Raw genomic sequence first — 15,586 nt, 5'->3', positions numbered from 1 at the left:
GTTCATCCGCTCAACCGGCTCGCCGTCAACCACGTGGTGTGCGCCCCCGCTGACCAACGACGCCACAAGACCCGCACCCGACAAGCCCGGAGAACCAGTGCCCCTCGTCGCCGGAGTCGATTCGTCGACCCAGTCGTGCAAAGTCGTCATCCGCGACGCCGAGACCGGGAAGCTGGTGCGCGAAGGCCGCGCACCACATCCCGTCGGCACCGCCGTGCCGCCGGCCGCGTGGGAGGCTGCACTGTCCAACGCGGTCGCACAGGCCGGCGGACTGGACGACGTGGCGGCCGCCTCGATCGCCGGGCAGATGCAGGGCATGGTGTGCCTGGACTCCGACGGCGCGGTGATCCGGGACGCCGTGCTGTGGAACGACACCCGCTCGGCCGGCGCCGCCGCCGACCTGATCTCGGATCACGGCGGCGGCGAGGCGGGACAGCGAGCATGGGCGGAGGCGGTCGGCCTGGTGCCGGTGGCCAGCTTTACCGTGACCAAGCTGCGCTGGCTGGCCTCGGCGGAGCCGGACAACGCCGCCCGTACGGCCGCGGTGTGTCTGCCGCACGACTGGTTGACCTGGCGACTGTCCGGCGCGCCGGGGCTCGATGCGCTGCGCACCGACCGCAGCGAGGCCAGCGGGACCGGCTACTGGTCGGCCGCGGCCGGTGAGTACCGCCTGGACCTGCTCCGGTTGGCGTTCGGTCGCGACGATGTGCTGCTGCCGCAGGTGCTCGGGCCGACCGGTCAGGCCGGGCACCTGCCCACGGGTGCGCCGCTGGGCCCCGGCGCCGGCGACTGCGCCGCTGCGGCGCTGGGTGTCGGCGCCGAGTCGGGCGACGTGATCGTGTCGATCGGCACCTCCGGCATAGTGTCCACCGTTTCCGACGTGCCGGCCGCGGACCCGAGCGGGATCGTGGCGGGGTTCGCCGACGCGACCGGCCGGTTCCTGCCGGTGGTGTGCACGCTCAACGCCGCCCGGGTGCTGGACGCGGCCGCGACCATGCTGGGGGTGGACCACGCGGGGCTGTCGGCGCTGGCGCTGTCCGCCCCGCCGGGCGCCGACGGGCTGGTCCTGGTGCCCTACCTGGAGGGCGAGCGCACACCGAACCGCCCGCACGCCACCGGAGCCGTGCACGGCCTGACCCTGCGGACCTCGACCGCCGCGCACCTGGCCCGCGCGGCGGTGGAGGGCATGCTGTGCGCACTCGCCGACGGGCTGGACGCGATGATCGCGCAGGGCACGACGGTCAACCGGGTCATCCTGGTCGGCGGCGGCGCCCGCTCGGAGGCGGTGCGCCGGATCGCGCCTGCAGTCTTCGGCCGTCCTGTGCTCGTCCCACCGCTGGGGGAGTACGTCGCAGACGGCGCCGCCCGTCAGGCGGCCTGGGTGCTGTCGGGCGGGCAGCGGCCGCCGTCGTGGACGGCCGGGCAGGTTGAGATGCACGAGGCGGACGCCGTGCCGGCGATCCGCGAACGGTACGCCGTGGCCCGCGAGAACGTCCTGGACCGCACCGCCTGACGGCGGCAGAGCTGGTCAGCGGGCCGGTTACATCGTTCACCCTGACGAGGAGGAGCCCGACCGGGTGATCGACACTCCCGGCTGTGCAAGGGGTGGATCTCGTCGTCGTCCCCGGCGGCGGCCGGGTCGCGGTTGGCGCCGGGATCACCGGTCCGGCGTGCGCGAGGTGTTCGCGGCCCGGCCTGGTGGGGCGGGGCGTCAGGATTTGCGGCGGATCGGCATGTTCTGTCCGAGCAGGCAGTTGTCCGGCTGCGACGCACAGAAAGCGGACTGCACCTCGAACGCGCCGTGGTCGGTGATGGCCTGCTGTGCCTGCCCCTGCACGAAGGTGGGGCTGATGACGCCGTTCAGGCTCTGGTTGAACCGGCCTTCGCCGGAGCGGTCCTGCCCGCCGCCCGCGCGGCCGCCTCTGATGACCTGGCCGCCACCGGCGCGGCCTCCTCTGCTCGCCCGCGCTCCGTCTCCGCCCGGTCCGGGGTTGCGGAGGGCGGCGAGCCCCGTGCGCGGCTGATGCGGGGCGACGCGGGCGATCGCGGGCTGCGCGGCGGCGATCCCCGCTGTGATCACGAGCGCGGCCGCGGCCAGCCGCCGGCTCGTGAGGGCCGTCGCGGGGACGGTGGTGTCGCGCGGGTCACGCGCGCGGGAGCGGGACATTGCGTGCCTTCCTGGTCCTGACCCGGCGGTTCGCTGCCGGTCGCGTCCGGTTCCGCCGGAACGTGAGCCTCATACCCCTCGGTGGGGGGATCCGGCCGGAGCTGGTCAAGATCGGCGCAGGTCATTACCGGTCCATTGGAATGATCGCCGGGTCAGGAGGGTCCGGCGTCCTCGGCGTGCATCTCGCGCATGGCGTCCTCGATTTTGCGCATCACCGTCTCCATGGTGCGCAGGGTCTCGGTGTCGAGCCGCCGCAGGAGGCGGGTGTAGCCGCCCGTCCCGGCTTCGATGATCTCGCTGGTGAGCCGCCGCCCCGCCTCGGTGAGCTCGACGCGGCGTACGCGGCGGTCGTGGGGGTCCTCGTAACGGGCGGCCAGGCCCTGGGCGACCACGCGGTCGACGATGCCGGTGACGGTGGCCAGGCCGACGCCGAGGTGGCGGGCGAGTTCCTGCCCGGAGGTGGCCCCGGCGAACGACAGGAACATGACGACCTTGAGCTGCTGCATCGTGAGGGTGGAGGCCAGCAGCGGCATGGAGCGGTCCCGGGCGAAGAACCGGCCCATGCTGCGTTGCAGCTCCGTGAGGCGCGCGATGAGGCATCCACGCTCCGCGCCCTCCCCGATTTCTCCGGGGGGTGCGGGTTCGTCCTGCGTGCGGGGGGCGGCCGCCGCGTCGATGCCGGTGGGCCGCTCGGCCGGGCTGTCGTTCACTGTCACCTCTCGGAAGAAGAGGTTACCAGTCGTTAATGCGACAGCTGAATGTTCGTCCAGTGCGAAGTGTTAGGGTTGGGCAAACACTTTCCCCACTGTCAGGAGCTCGGATGACCTCCTTGGCCAGGCTGAGCCTTGGCAATCGCACTCTCGTGATCATGATCGCGCTGGTGCTCGCGGGTTTCGGCTTGTTCGCGATTCCCTCGCTGAAGCAACAGCTTTTCCCGTCGCTGGAGTTCCCGGCGGCGTTCACGGTGGCGAGTTACGCGGGTGCCGCTCCGGAGATCGTGGAGGAGCAGGTCACCAAGCCGATCGAGAGCGCGTTCCAGGGTATCGCCGGTGTCACCGACATCACCTCCACCTCCCGGGAGGGGATGTCCCAGGTGCAGGTGGCCTATGAGTACGGCACCGACATCGACCAGATGATCGGGAAGATGCAGCAGGCCGTGAGCCGGATCAAGGCGCAGCTTCCGGCCGACGTCGATCCGCAGGTGGTCGCGGGCGGCACCGACGACATCCCGGTGATGGCGATCGCGGTGGGCGACGGCGGCGACCAGCACGCCATGCTCGACAAGATCGAGAAGATCATGGTGCCGGAGCTGCAGTCGGTCGAGGGCGTGCGCGACGTCAGCGTCAGCGGCGCCCGCGAGGAGCGGGTCGTCATCACCCCCGACCAGGAGAGGCTGGCTCGGCTGGGGCTGTCGGCCGCGGCCATTCCCGACCTGCTGCGGGCCAACGGGGTGTCCATCCCGGCCGGCACCCTGACCGAGGACGGCAAGTCGCTGACCGTGCAGATCGGCGACCCGGTTCGTACGGTGAAGGACCTCGAGAACCTCTACCTGACCCCGGCGGCCGCGCCCGCGGCGGGCCAGGGCGCCGCCGCCGGGCAGCGCGGTGGCGCGGGCGCGGGCCAGGCCGCAGGACAGGGTCCCGGACAGGCGGCAGGGCAGGGCGCGGCGGCGCAGCCGGCCCGGCCGAAGCCGGTCAAGCTCGGCGACGTGACCGACATCAAGGTCGAGGACGCCGCCGCGACCACGCTGACCCGCACCAACGGCACCCCGACCCTGGGCGTGTCGATCACGATGGTGCCCGACGGCAACGCGGTGCAGATCTCCCACGACGTCAACGACGCCCTGCCGGAGCTGACGCGGGCCCTCGGCGGCGACGCCGAGCTGACCGTGGTGTTCGACCAGGCGCCGTACGTCGAGCGGTCGATCGAGGACCTCACCACCGAGGGCCTGCTGGGCCTGGCGTTCGCCGTGCTCGTGATCCTGGTGTTCCTGCTGTCGGTGCGGTCCACTCTGGTCACGGCGGTGTCGATCCCGCTGTCGGTGGTGATCGCGCTGATCGCGCTGTGGATCGGCGACTACTCGCTGAACCTGCTCACGCTGGGCGCGCTGACGATCGCCGTGGGCCGGGTGGTCGACGACTCGATCGTGGTGCTGGAGAACATCAAGCGTCATCTGGCCTACGGGGAGGAGAAGCGGAGGGCGATTCTGACGGCCGTGCGCGAGGTGTCCGGCGCGGTGACCGCCTCGACGCTCACCACCGTCGCGGTGTTCCTGCCGATCGCCTTCGTCGGCGGGATGGTGGGGCAGCTGTTCAGCCCGTTCGCGATCACGGTGACCGTGGCGCTGCTGGCGTCGCTGCTGGTCGCGCTGACCGTCATCCCGGTGCTGGCGTACTGGTTCCTGAAGGCGCCGGCGCTCACGCCGCAGGAGGCGCAGGCCGTACGCGAGGACGCCGAGCGCAGGGAGCTGCGCAGCCCGCTGCAGCGGATCTACCTGCCGGTGCTGCGGTTCGCGACGCGGCGGCGCCTGATCACGGTGCTGATCGGGGTGGTGGTGTTCGTCGCCACGATGGCGCTGGCGCCCAACCTGAAGACGAACTTCCTCGACAACTCGGGCAACGACACCACGCAGATCAGCCAGCGAATGGCGGCGGGGACCGACCTCGCGACCACCGACGCGGCGGCCGAGAAGGTCGAACAGGTGCTGAAGGCCGACGGGGGCGTGAAGTCCTACCAGGTGACGGTCGGCGGCGGGAACCGCTTCCTCGGCGGGCTGGGCGGCGGCTCCGACCGCGCGTCGTTCTCGGTGACGCTGAAGGAAGGCGTGGAGACGACCGCCCTGGAGGACCGGCTGCGGGAGCGGCTGAAGGGCCTGACAGGGGTCGGCGACATCACGGTCGGCGGCAGCGGCGGCGGGTTCAACTCCGACCAGGTGCAGGTCATCGTGCAGGGCGCGGACCAGGCCGCGCTGAAGACGGCCGCCACCACGGTGCGCGACGCCATGGCCAAGGTGGACGGGCTGCGGGACGTCACCTCCAACCTCGAAGACAGCGTCCCGCGGGTCGAGGTGCACGTGGACCGGGAGAAGGCCGCCGCCAGGGGACTGACCGAGGCCGGGATCGGGCAGCTGGTCGCGCAGGCGTTCCGCGGGGCGCCGGTCGGCTCGATCGACGTCGACGGCCGCTCTAGCGACGTGATCCTGCGCGCCGGAGGGGACGCGCCCGCCGACGTCGCGGCGATCAAGAAGCTCGCCATCCCCACGGCGACCGGCATGGTGAAGCTCGGCGACGTCGCCGACGTGGTGAAGGCCGGCGGGCCGACCCAGATCACCCGTCAGGACGGCGACCGCACCGCGACGGTATCGGGCACCGCCGACGCCTCCAACCTCGGCGCGATCACCACGAAGGTCACCGACACGCTGAAGACGCTGACGCTGCCGGCGGGGGTGACGTACAAGATCGGCGGTGCGAGTTCCGAACAGCAGGACGCGTTCGCCGACCTGGGGCTGGCCATGCTGCTGGCGGTGGCGATCGTCTTCATGATCATGGTGGCGACGTTCCGCAGCCTGGTGCAGCCGCTGATCCTGCTGGTGTCGATCCCGTTCGCGGCGACCGGCGCGATCGGGCTGCTGCTGGCCACCGACACGGCGCTCGGCGTGCCCGCGCTGATCGGCATGCTGATGCTCATCGGCATCGTCGTCACCAACGCGATCGTGCTGATCGACCTGATCAACCAGTACCGCGAGCAGGGGATGGGCGTGGTGGAGGCGGTCATGGAGGGCGGCCGGCGGCGCCTTCGCCCGATCCTGATGACCGCGATCGCGACGATCTGCGCGCTCACCCCGATGGCGCTGGGCGTGACCGGTTCCGGGGGGTTCATCTCCCAGCCGCTGGCCATCGTCGTGATCGGCGGCCTGATCTCCTCGACGCTGCTCACGCTGGTGCTGGTGCCGACCCTCTACACGATCGTGGAGCGGCTGAAGGAGCGCATGCGCCGTACGCCGAAGCCGCCCGCCTCGGGCGAGGGCGACCTGACCGTGTACGGCGAGGAGGCCCTCGAACCGGCCAAGTGAGCCCGGCCGCGTGAGGTAACCGCAAACAGTTCTTCGCGAATACTTCTTCGCGAAGAACTGTTTGCGGTTTACGGTGGGGTCATGACCGATCAAGGCGAGACGCCGTACTCTCCGGCCGCGGAGGACGTGGTAGTCCTCGACGCCAAGGGCCTTCGCGCCCTCGCCCACCCGGTGCGCGTGCAGGTGGTCGGCCTGCTGCGCAAGCACGGCCCGTCGACGGCCACCCGGCTCGCCGAGCTGCTGAACATCAACTCCGGCGCGGCCAGCTATCACCTGCGCCGGCTCGCCGCCGCGGGCTTCGTCCAGGAGGACACCGCGCGCGGGAACGCGCGGGAGCGCTGGTGGCGCGCGGTCCACCGGTCCACCTACCTCGACGACCTGGACCTGGCCGAGCGGGAGCCCGAGGCGACGGTGGCCTACCTGCAGTCCGTCGCCGCCACCTACACCATGCGCACCCAGCGGGCGATCAACGAGCTCCAGACGATGCCGCGCGAGTGGCGCGCCGCGTGCGACATGAGCGACTGGGCGCTGCGGCTGACCCCGCAGGAGGCCACCGCCCTGCGGGAGGAACTGTGGGCGGTCGTCACCCGCCACCGCCGCGACGTGCCGGAGGCGGCCGGTGCCCCCGAGGACGCGGAACGGGTGTCGGTGATCGTGCAGATCCTGCCCGAACTGGACGCGCCCGCCCCCCAGGAAGACGACGCGCGATGACGGGTGCCTTCTCCCGCACGCGGAGGCTGCGGCCGCTGGGCGGGCTGCTCGCCGCCATGGCGGTCGCGTTGACCGGCACCCGCGTGTCGGCCATCGCGCTGCCGTGGTTCGTGCTGGTCACGACCGGCAGCGCCACCCAGACCGGGCTGGTCGCCTTCTGCGAGATGACTCCGTACGTGGTGGTCAAGGCGCTGACCGGGCCGCTGGTGGACCGGGCGGGTCCGCGGGTCGTCTCCTGGAGCACCGACGCGGTCAGCGCGGCCGCGGCCGGCGCGATTCCCCTGCTGCACGCCCTGGACCTGCTGACCTTCCCGGTGCTGCTGGCCCTGGTCGCGGTGATCGGCGCCGTACGCGGCCCCGGTGACCTGGCCAAGGAGGTGATGGTCCCGGACGCGGCCGAGCGCGCCGGCGTGCCGCTGGAGCGGGCCACCGGCCTGTCGGGTGTGACCGAGCGGCTGGCCTCGACCGTCGGACCGGCGGCCGGCGGCCTCCTGGTGGCGGTGCTGGGCCCGCTGACCGGCCTGGTCGTCAACGCCGTGTGCTTCGCCCTCGGGTCGCTGATCATCGCGCTGGCCCTGCCGCGCGGCATGGGACGCCCGGCGGACGAGGCCCCGGCCGATTCCGGCTACTGGCGGCGTTTCGGCGAGGGCTTCGCCTTCCTGCGCGGCGAGCCGCTGCTGCTCACCATCATCGTCATGGTCGGGGTCACCAACCTGCTGGACGCGGCGTTCAGCACCGTCCTGCTGCCCGTGTGGGCCGAGCGGTCCGGCAACGGGCCCGCCGCGATCGGCCTGAGCAACGGCGTGTGGGGCGCCACGGCGGTCGCGGGAAGCCTGGTCGCCGCGGCCGTCGCGCACCGGATGCCGCGCCGGGTGGTGTTCTTCGCGGGATTCCTGCTCGCCGGGGCGCCGAGGTTCCTGGTGCTGGCGACCGGCGCGCCGATGTGGGCGGTGCTGGCGGTGTTCGCGGCGAGTGGGGCGGGCGGGGGATTCCTCAATCCGATCCTGGGGGCCATCGCCTTCGAACGGGTGCCGCGCGGCCTGCGCGGGCGGGTCAACGCGCTGGGCGATGCGATGGCGTGGGCCGGCATTCCTCTCGGCGGCCTGGCCGCCGGGGCCGCGGTGGCCGGGTTCGGGCTCGGGCCGGCGCTGGTGGCCGGCGGCGCGGCGTACTTCCTGACCACCAATCTGGCCGCGCTGCTGCCGCAGTGGCGTGAGATGGACCGTCTGCGCGGGCGGGGCGTGCGGGATCCGGCAGCCGGACCGGACGTCCGGTCAGGCTCTGGGCCGCGTGAGGTCCGGCGAGAGGCGAGGCACGGGTGAGGTCCTCGGCGTTTTCCTGCCGCCGTGACCGAACCGGCGATGCGACGGCGTTCAGGGGGCCGTGCGGGCGCTGAGGCATTCTCGGGAGGGCACGAGAGGCCACGTTTCGTAGATCATCGGCCGGGTAGGTCCATGCCACGCTGAGCCGCCTGGACGGAAGGCTCCTCCGGTCACGGGCAACGCCTCACCTGCGTCCTGGCGGTGGCCCGGCCACGCCGTGATGGCTGTTTCGGCGACGGCACGTGAAGCGGGGGCCAAGGAACGTGGACATGGTCGCAACGATCGCCGCCGGGGGCGACGGCGGGACGTCCGGCGCCGCACGGGGTCGGCCGGGTCCGGCATGAGCGGGGTGCTCGACGCGCTGATGGGCGCTCCGGAACGGGCGTTGCTGGCCGCGGTCAAGGTGCTGGCGCTGTTCGTCACCGCGGTAGTGGTGTTCCGGCTCACCGGGCGGCGTGCGCTGGCCGAGCTCGCCCCGTTCGACTTCGTCACGGCCGTCGCGGTCGGGGCGCTGATCGGCCGTACGGCGACCGCGACCGACGCCTCCTGGCTGGACGGGGCCGCCGCTCTGATCACGCTGCTGCTCGCTCATCTCGTCGTCGTCCGTCTGCGCTTCCTTCCCGGGGTACGTCGGATGGCCGACCCGCCGCCGCACCTGCTCGTCCACGACGGCGTGGTGCACCAGCCCGCCCTGCGCCGCTGCGGATTGACGCGGCACGACCTTGACATCGTCCTGCGCCAGCATGGCGTCACCGAGCTGGCCGCCGTACGCCTTGCGGTGTTCGAGCCGAACGGTGCGATTTCCGTCATCACACATACAGAACCATGTGGTCCGGCAGGCGGGCACGACCCGCCGTCCCCGGCCGAACCGGTGCGCGGGGCCGACGGATGAGGCACCTGAGGAACGCGGTCCCCGAGCCGTACGGGCCGCAGGGGGCGGCGGGTCAGAAGACGCGTCGTGACACGATGCCACTGCCGACATCGTGTCCGCACCACAGGTCGAAGCGCTCGCCCGGGCGCAGGTATTCGGCGGCCCTGTCGTCCGTGACGGCTATGGTCACGATGTGGTTCTTGTCTCCCGGGCTCAACGGCTTCCAGTCGTCGGTCGTGATCGCCGCGGCGAAGGGCCGGCGGTGGACCACGCCTGCCTCCCGATGATGCGCGCTGACCGTCAGTGACTGTGAGCGGTGCGGCAGTGCGTGGTGCAGGCCGCCCTGCTCGGACGGCAGGAGCGTGATCAACGCTCTTACTTTTATCCTGGTCATCGTTTACGCTCCCTCGCCTGCCGAGCTGGCGGGTCCTGCCCGGTCCGTGGCCGTGTGCGGCGATACGATTCTGAGAGCCATCTCCTATCTTATTTCCCAGGTCGCAGATGCGGCCGCGACCGGGATCGACGAATGTCACGTCCGCCCTTCAGGAGCGGCTCCCGGATGCCGCCGGTCGACGCCGGCGGGAGGACCGCCGTCGCACCCCGCGGGCGGGCGGCAGGCAGGTGCGTGCTCGACAGATGTGGTCAATAGACTGGGCCAACGTGAATGCCAAGCCGCGTATCCCGAATGTCCTGGCCGCCCGTTACGCCTCCCCGGAGCTGGCCCGCCTGTGGTCTCCCGAGCACAAGGTGGTGCTGGAGCGCCGGCTCTGGCTCGCCGTGCTGAAGGCCCAGGCCGACCTCGGGATCGAGGTGCCCGAGCAGGCGATCGCCGACTACGAGAAGGTCGCCGAGCAGGTCGACCTGGCCTCCATCGCCGAGCGGGAGAAGGTCACCCGGCACGACGTGAAGGCCCGCATCGAGGAGTTCAACGCCCTGGCCGGGCACGAGCACGTCCACAAGGGCATGACCTCCCGCGACCTGACCGAGAACGTCGAGCAGCTGCAGATCCGCGACAGCCTGCTGCTGGTGCGGGGCCGGGTCGTGGCGCTGCTGGCCCGCCTGGGCCGTCTGGCCGCCGAGCACTCCCCGACCGTCATGGCCGGGCGCTCGCACAACGTCGCCGCGCAGGCCACCACGCTCGGCAAGCGGTTCGCCACCGCCGCCGACGAACTGCTGGTGGCCTACGAGCGGCTGGAGGACCTGCTGGAGCGCTACCCGCTGCGCGGCGTCAAGGGCCCGGTCGGGACCGCCCAGGACATGCTCGACCTGCTCGGCGGCGAGGACCGGCTGGCCGCGCTGGAGGACCGCGTCGCCGCGCACCTCGGGTTCGCCCGCCGGTTCACCAGCGTTGGCCAGGTCTACCCCCGCTCGCTCGACTACGACGTGCTGACCGCGCTGGTGCAGCTGGCCGCCGCCCCGTCCTCCCTGGCCAAGACCATCCGCCTGATGGCCGGGCACGAGCTGGTCACCGAGGGCTTCAAGGAGGGCCAGGTCGGCTCGTCGGCGATGCCGCACAAGATGAACACCCGCTCCTGCGAGCGGGTCAACGGCCTCACCGTGATCCTGCGCGGGTACGCCTCCATGGCCGGGGAGCTCGCCGGCGACCAGTGGAACGAGGGCGACGTGTCCTGCTCCGTCGTCCGCCGGGTGGCCCTGCCCGACGCGTTCTTCGCCTTCGACGGCCTGGTGGAGACCATGCTGACCGTGCTGGACGAGTTCGGCGCGTTCCCGGCCGTCATCGAGGCCGAGCTGGGCCGCTACCTGCCGTTCCTCGCCACGACCAAGATGCTCATGGCGGCGGTGCGGGCCGGGGTCGGCCGCGAGACCGCCCACGAGATCATCAAGGAGCACGCGGTGGCCTCGGCGCTGGCCATGCGCTCGCGCGGCGCCGGCAACGAGCTGCTCGATCGGCTGGCCGCCGACGAACGTTTCCCGCTCGGCCGGGCCGAGCTCGACGCGCTGCTGGCCGACCGGGCCTCCTTCGCCGGCGCGGCCGCCGGTCAGGTGGAGGCCGTGACCGCGCGGATCGGGGAGATCACCGCGCGGCATCCCGGGGACGCCGCCTACGTCGCGGGCGCGATCCTGTAGGGACACGCGTGCGTGAGCTGGTGAGCGAGGCCGAGGTCGTCGCCGCCTCGGGGGACGACGACCTCGTCGTGTGGGCGGCGCAGGGCATGCGTCCCGGCGTACGCGCCTGGGCGTACGGGGACGCGGTGGCGGTGGCCAGCCCCGAGGCGGCCCGGCGGGACCGCCTGGCGGTCAGGGGTGAGGCCGCCCGGGTCGTCCCGCTGCTGCGGCACGCCCTGGCCGAGGCCGGGCCGTCGTACCGGCCCTTCGGCGACGCCGCGCTGATCGAACAGGTCGTCGAGGCCGTGCCGGAGCTGGAGCTCGCGGGTCGCTTCTCCTGGATGGGCACCGAGAAGCTCGCCCCGCCCCGCGAGCGGGCCGCGGGCCGGGAGCGGCCTCCCGCCTGGCTGGCGGACTCCGCCGCCGGCGAGGTGGCCGATCTGCTCGCCGCCGCCAGCCCCGGCTCCTACGCCGTGCCGGGCCTGCCGCGCGTGCACCGCTGGGCCGGTGTCCGCGACGGTTCCGGCGCCCTGCTGGCGGTCGCGGCCGACGCGTGGCCGGCGCCGACGGTGGGCCTGCTCGCCGGCGTCGCGACCGCTTCGCCGGCGCGGGGACGCGGGCTGGGGGAGCGGGTGTGCCGGTTCGTGGCCTCCGCGCTGCTGGCCGAGCACGGCCGCGTGGCGCTGATGGTCGACGACTGGAACGCGGCCGCCGTCGTCGTCTACGAGCGGCTCGGCTTCGCCCGCCGCCGCGTCGCCGCCGCCGGTCCGCGCGCCTGACCGCTCACGCCCGCGGCCGTGAGGGATGTGCCGGCTGTGCGGGCTCACGGCGGCGCCTGCCCTCGCCACGGCGAGGTCACCCGAGCGGCACAGGCACCGCGATCCCGCCCATGGCCGTCCGGGTGACCATCGCGAACGCGGCTGTTTCCCGGCCGGTCGCGGCTTCGGGCGTACGGCGCCGTGGCCGGCCGGACCCGCGCGAGTTCACCGCGTCCAGCGCGTCGGGCAGGTCCCGCAACGTGGTGATCCTCGGTACGGCGGGGGAGGAGGGGGCGGGCTCCGCGCGGTACCGGTCGAGCCACACGCCGTGCATCCCCGCCCGGGTGGGGGCGACCGCGTCGAGCAGGAGGTTGTCGCCCACCATGAGCACCTCGCAGGGAGACAGGCCCAGCGTCGCCGCCGCCCGCCGGTAGCACTCGGGGTCGGGTTTGAACGCGCCGAGCGCCTCGGGCGTCAAGACCACCTCCACACGGTCGAGCAGCCCGATCCGGCGCAGTTTGGCCTCCTGCTGCGCCGCCGTGCCGTTGGTGAGCACGGCCGGCACGGGCGCGTCGTCGAGGAGCGCCAGCGCCTCCAGCGTCTCGTGCACGTCGGGGAAGGCGGCCCAGGCCGACTCGTAGTGGGTCAGGAACCCGGCGAACGCCAGGTCCGGGTCGGCCGGCGCCGGCAGGCCGAGCCGCCGGCAGAACTCCCGCAGCCGCCTGCGCCGCTGCTCGGCGAACGAGCACTCCCCGGCGTGCCAGGCCGGCAGGTGCTTGTCCTCCAGATCCAGCCACAGCGCCGGCGCCTCCGGCAGCAGCTCGTGCCCGGGGCAGACCGACTCGGTCCAGCGGGTCGCCGCGTGCGCGACCGCCCGGCGATGATCGAAGAGGGTCTCGTCGAGGTCGAACAGAATGGCCCTGATCACGAGTCCTCATCTTGACCCGGACGTGTTTCCGCCGCGTTTCCAGGCTGTGAAGGTGCCGGGAATGACCGGGGGAACAGGGATGACCGGGGGAAACAGCCGCCGGTGACACCGGCGCCGCCCGCGGGACACGCCGTGACCGGTCAGGCGTGCCGGGCCGCGTTGGCGTGGACCGCGTCGCGGACGTACCGGCTCAGCCCCTCGGCGACCCGCTCGTAGTTGTCCGCGAAGCGGGGGTCGCTCACGTACATCTCCCCGAGGCCCTTGTGGATCTCGTAGGTGCAGTCGTAGAACCAGCGGGTGATGTGCGCGCGGTGCCGCTCGGCCACGTCCGTCGCCCGCTCGCCGTCCGCGGGGGCCCCTTCGGTGAAGGCCGCCGCGAACGCCTCCAGCACCTCCTCGGCCTCCGCGGTGATGGCCCGCCAGTCGTCCTTGGTGTAGCGGGCCGTCCGGCGGCGGCTCTGCTCGAACGCGTCGGTGCCGCCCCAGCGTTCCTCCGCCTCCTCGGCGTACCGGTCGGGGTCGAAGTCGCCGAACACCTCGAACCGCTCCTCGGGTGTGAGGGAAATGCCCATTTTTCTCGCCTCCATCGCGCGTTGGACCGCCGCGGCCATCTCCTCCAGCCGGCCGATCCTGCGCCGCAGCAGCTCGTGCTGGTGACGCAGGTGGGTCATCGGATCGGCGCCCGGATCGTCGAGGATGGCGGCGATCTCCTCCAGGGAGAACCCGAGCTCCCGGTAGAACAGCACCTGCTGCAGCCGTTCGAGGTCCGGCTCGGTGTAGCGCCGGTATCCGGCCGCCGACCGCTCGCCGGGCGTCAGCAGCCCGATCTCGTCGTAGTGGTGCAGCGTCCGCACGGTGATCCCCGCGAAGCGGGCGACCTGGCCGACCGAGTAGCCCATGGGTACTCCTCCCTTCCTGGTCCAAGCCTGCGGTCTCACGCCGCGTGAGGGTCAAGCGGGTGGCCCGCGATGAAAGTTTCGCACCGGGCCCGGCCGGTCGATCAGCGGCGACGCGACGGCGTTAGTTGAGGCGATTGACTTATTCGGAGCAGTTCGCATACGGTGCGGTGGCTCTCGCGCCGACGCCGGTCCTTCCGGCGCGAGCAGTGGTCCTCCCGTTCGCGCAGCGCGTCCGAAGGAGTGCAGATGCCTGTCACACCCCCCAGCAACGCCTCGAGTCCGCCTCGGATCCGCCGCCGGCCGGGCCGGCGTGCCGCCGGTGGGGCGGCCGTCCTCGCCGCCGCCCCGCTGGCGGCGGTCGCGTTGTCCTCCGTCCCCGCGCAGGCGGCCGTGCCCTCGGCCGGGGGGACGTACCAGATCAGCGTCACCAAGAGCGGCATGTGCCTGGACGTGGTGTCCGGCTCCACGAGCAACGGCGCGCTGGTGCAGCAGTGGGGCTGCTCCGGCGCCGCCTGGCAGCACTTCACGCTCAGATCCGCCGGATCCGGCGTTTACACCATTGTGAACGCTAACAGCGGCCTGTGCCTCGACGTCCCGGGCGGCTCCACCGCCTCTGGGGTGCAACTGCAGCAGTGGGGCTGCGCCAACCAGACCAACCAGCAGTGGCGCCTGGTCGCCTCAGGCTCCGGCACCTACCAGATCGTCAGCGTGGCCAGCGGGCTGTGCGTGAGCGACAAGGGCGCCTCCACCTCCTCCGGCGCCGCGGTCATCCAGGAGACCTGCACCGCCAACACCAACAAGCAGTGGCTGTTCACCCCCGCCGGCACGCAGGGCACCGCCACCGTGGCCGCCGACGGCACCGGCAGGTACCGCACGGTCCAGGCCGCGATCGACGCCGTGCCGGCGAACAACGGCGGCCGCGTGGTCATCACCATCAAGCCCGGCACGTATCGGGAGATCGTCACCATCCCGGCCAACAAGCCGTACATCACCCTGCAGGGCCTCGGCGCGTCGGCCTCGGACGTCGTGATCGTCAACAACCACTACGCCGGGGGGAACGGCGGCACCTTCAACAGCGCCACCGCGTTCGTGAACGGCCACGACTTCACCGCCACCAACCTGACGATCTCCAACGACCACGTCGAGAGCTCGTCCGTCGACGGCCAGCAGGCCGTCGCGCTGAACCTCAACGCCGACCGGGCGGTCCTGTCCAACGTGCGGCTGCTCGGCGACCAGGACACGTTCCTGGTCAACGCCTCCGCCCGCGCCTACATGACCGGCTCCTACGTGGAGGGCACCGTCGACTTCATCTTCGGCGACGGCACCATCGTGATCGACAACTGCGACATCTACGAGAAGCGCGCCAGCGGGGCCCCGATCACCGCCGCCAGGACGGACGCCGCCAAGACCTATGGCTTCCTCATCTACAGGTCGCGGATCTCCGGCGCCACCGCGGGCACCACACAGCTGGGCCGCCCGTGGGGCCCCAGCGCCCAGGTGCTCTACCGGGAGTCCACCCTCGGCTCCACCATCAAGACCTCCCAGCCCTGGACCGACATGTCCGGCAACTCCTGGAAGAACGCCCGCTTCTTCGAATACAAGAACACCGGCGCGGGCGCCGGCACCAACGGCAACCGGCCGCAGATGAGCGACTCCCAGGCGGCGAACTACACCCCGCAGAAGTACCTGGCCGGATCCGACGGCTGGAACCCTGCCCCCTGACCGCTGCCGGCTGACCCCTGACCCCTGCCGGCTGGCCCCTGCCTCGGGGGAACGGACCCGCGCCGCACC

The 15,586-nt window shown here is 72.3% G+C and carries 13 protein-coding genes; 8 read left to right on the top strand and 5 right to left on the bottom strand.

Features of this window, described 5'->3' with window-relative positions:
• Positions 1-97: 97 nt before the first annotated feature.
• The gene (locus AB0O28_RS09360) at positions 98-1,513 is read left to right on the top strand and encodes an FGGY family carbohydrate kinase (RefSeq protein WP_363638065.1); all 1,416 of its coding nucleotides are present in this window, start codon (positions 98-100) and stop codon (positions 1,511-1,513) included.
• Between the two features lie 198 nt (positions 1,514-1,711).
• Here AB0O28_RS09360 and AB0O28_RS09355 read toward each other — a convergent pair whose 3' ends face one another.
• Complete coding sequence (locus tag AB0O28_RS09355) at positions 1,712-2,167, bottom strand: hypothetical protein (protein ID WP_363638063.1); 456 nt, start codon at positions 2,165-2,167, stop codon at positions 1,712-1,714.
• A 152-nt stretch (positions 2,168-2,319) separates the two neighbouring features.
• Positions 2,320-2,883 (bottom strand): MarR family transcriptional regulator, encoded by a 564-nt coding sequence (locus tag AB0O28_RS09350; protein WP_363638061.1) that lies wholly within the window; start codon positions 2,881-2,883, stop codon positions 2,320-2,322.
• A gap of 104 nt (positions 2,884-2,987) precedes the next feature.
• Between AB0O28_RS09350 and AB0O28_RS09345 the strand changes: the two genes are divergently transcribed.
• From AB0O28_RS09345 to AB0O28_RS09330, 4 genes are all read left to right on the top strand, one after another.
• The gene (locus tag AB0O28_RS09345) at positions 2,988-6,239 is read left to right on the top strand and encodes an efflux RND transporter permease subunit (RefSeq protein ID WP_363638059.1); all 3,252 of its coding nucleotides are present in this window, start codon (positions 2,988-2,990) and stop codon (positions 6,237-6,239) included.
• Positions 6,240-6,320: 81 nt separating this feature from the next.
• Positions 6,321-6,950, top strand: a complete 630-nt coding sequence (locus AB0O28_RS09340) for a winged helix-turn-helix domain-containing protein (protein WP_363638057.1) — start codon at positions 6,321-6,323, stop codon at positions 6,948-6,950.
• Entirely contained in the window at positions 6,947-8,272 is a 1,326-nt protein-coding gene (locus tag AB0O28_RS09335; RefSeq protein ID WP_363638055.1) for an MFS transporter, read from the top strand. Before AB0O28_RS09340 ends, AB0O28_RS09335 begins: the two co-directional genes overlap by 4 nt.
• A gap of 340 nt (positions 8,273-8,612) precedes the next feature.
• A complete protein-coding gene (locus AB0O28_RS09330; RefSeq protein ID WP_363638053.1) occupies positions 8,613-9,164 on the top strand; it encodes a YetF domain-containing protein in 552 nt (183 codons plus the stop codon).
• A gap of 52 nt (positions 9,165-9,216) precedes the next feature.
• Here AB0O28_RS09330 and AB0O28_RS09325 read toward each other — a convergent pair whose 3' ends face one another.
• Positions 9,217-9,537 (bottom strand): hypothetical protein, encoded by a 321-nt coding sequence (locus AB0O28_RS09325; RefSeq protein ID WP_363638051.1) that lies wholly within the window; start codon positions 9,535-9,537, stop codon positions 9,217-9,219.
• Between the two features lie 266 nt (positions 9,538-9,803).
• On the opposite strand from AB0O28_RS09325, the gene purB reads away from it, so the two are divergent.
• Together purB and AB0O28_RS09315 are read left to right on the top strand one after the other, a co-directional pair.
• Entirely contained in the window at positions 9,804-11,231 is a 1,428-nt protein-coding gene (gene purB, locus AB0O28_RS09320; RefSeq protein WP_363638049.1) for an adenylosuccinate lyase, read from the top strand.
• A gap of 8 nt (positions 11,232-11,239) precedes the next feature.
• Positions 11,240-11,989 (top strand): GNAT family N-acetyltransferase, encoded by a 750-nt coding sequence (locus AB0O28_RS09315; protein WP_363638047.1) that lies wholly within the window; start codon positions 11,240-11,242, stop codon positions 11,987-11,989.
• A 76-nt stretch (positions 11,990-12,065) separates the two neighbouring features.
• On the opposite strand, the gene AB0O28_RS09310 is transcribed toward AB0O28_RS09315, so the two are convergent.
• Both AB0O28_RS09310 and AB0O28_RS09305 read right to left on the bottom strand, forming a co-directional pair.
• Complete coding sequence (locus AB0O28_RS09310; protein ID WP_363638044.1) at positions 12,066-12,896, bottom strand: HAD family hydrolase; 831 nt, start codon at positions 12,894-12,896, stop codon at positions 12,066-12,068.
• Between the two features lie 140 nt (positions 12,897-13,036).
• Positions 13,037-13,795, bottom strand: coding sequence for a MerR family transcriptional regulator (locus AB0O28_RS09305; RefSeq protein WP_363638042.1), 759 nt, complete (start codon positions 13,793-13,795; stop codon positions 13,037-13,039).
• Positions 13,796-14,041: 246 nt separating this feature from the next.
• Between AB0O28_RS09305 and AB0O28_RS09300 the strand changes: the two genes are divergently transcribed.
• Positions 14,042-15,517 carry a pectinesterase family protein gene (locus tag AB0O28_RS09300; protein ID WP_363638040.1) on the top strand — a complete coding sequence of 492 codons (1,476 nt, stop codon included), beginning with the start codon at positions 14,042-14,044 and terminating at the stop codon, positions 15,515-15,517.
• Positions 15,518-15,586 lie beyond the last annotated feature (69 nt).

Source organism: Microbispora sp. NPDC088329 (assembly GCF_040685655.1).
Lineage (GTDB): Bacteria > Actinomycetota > Actinomycetes > Streptosporangiales > Streptosporangiaceae > Microbispora.
Note: the sequence above shows the minus strand (reverse complement) of the source record. Positions and strands in the feature narration are given on the sequence as shown.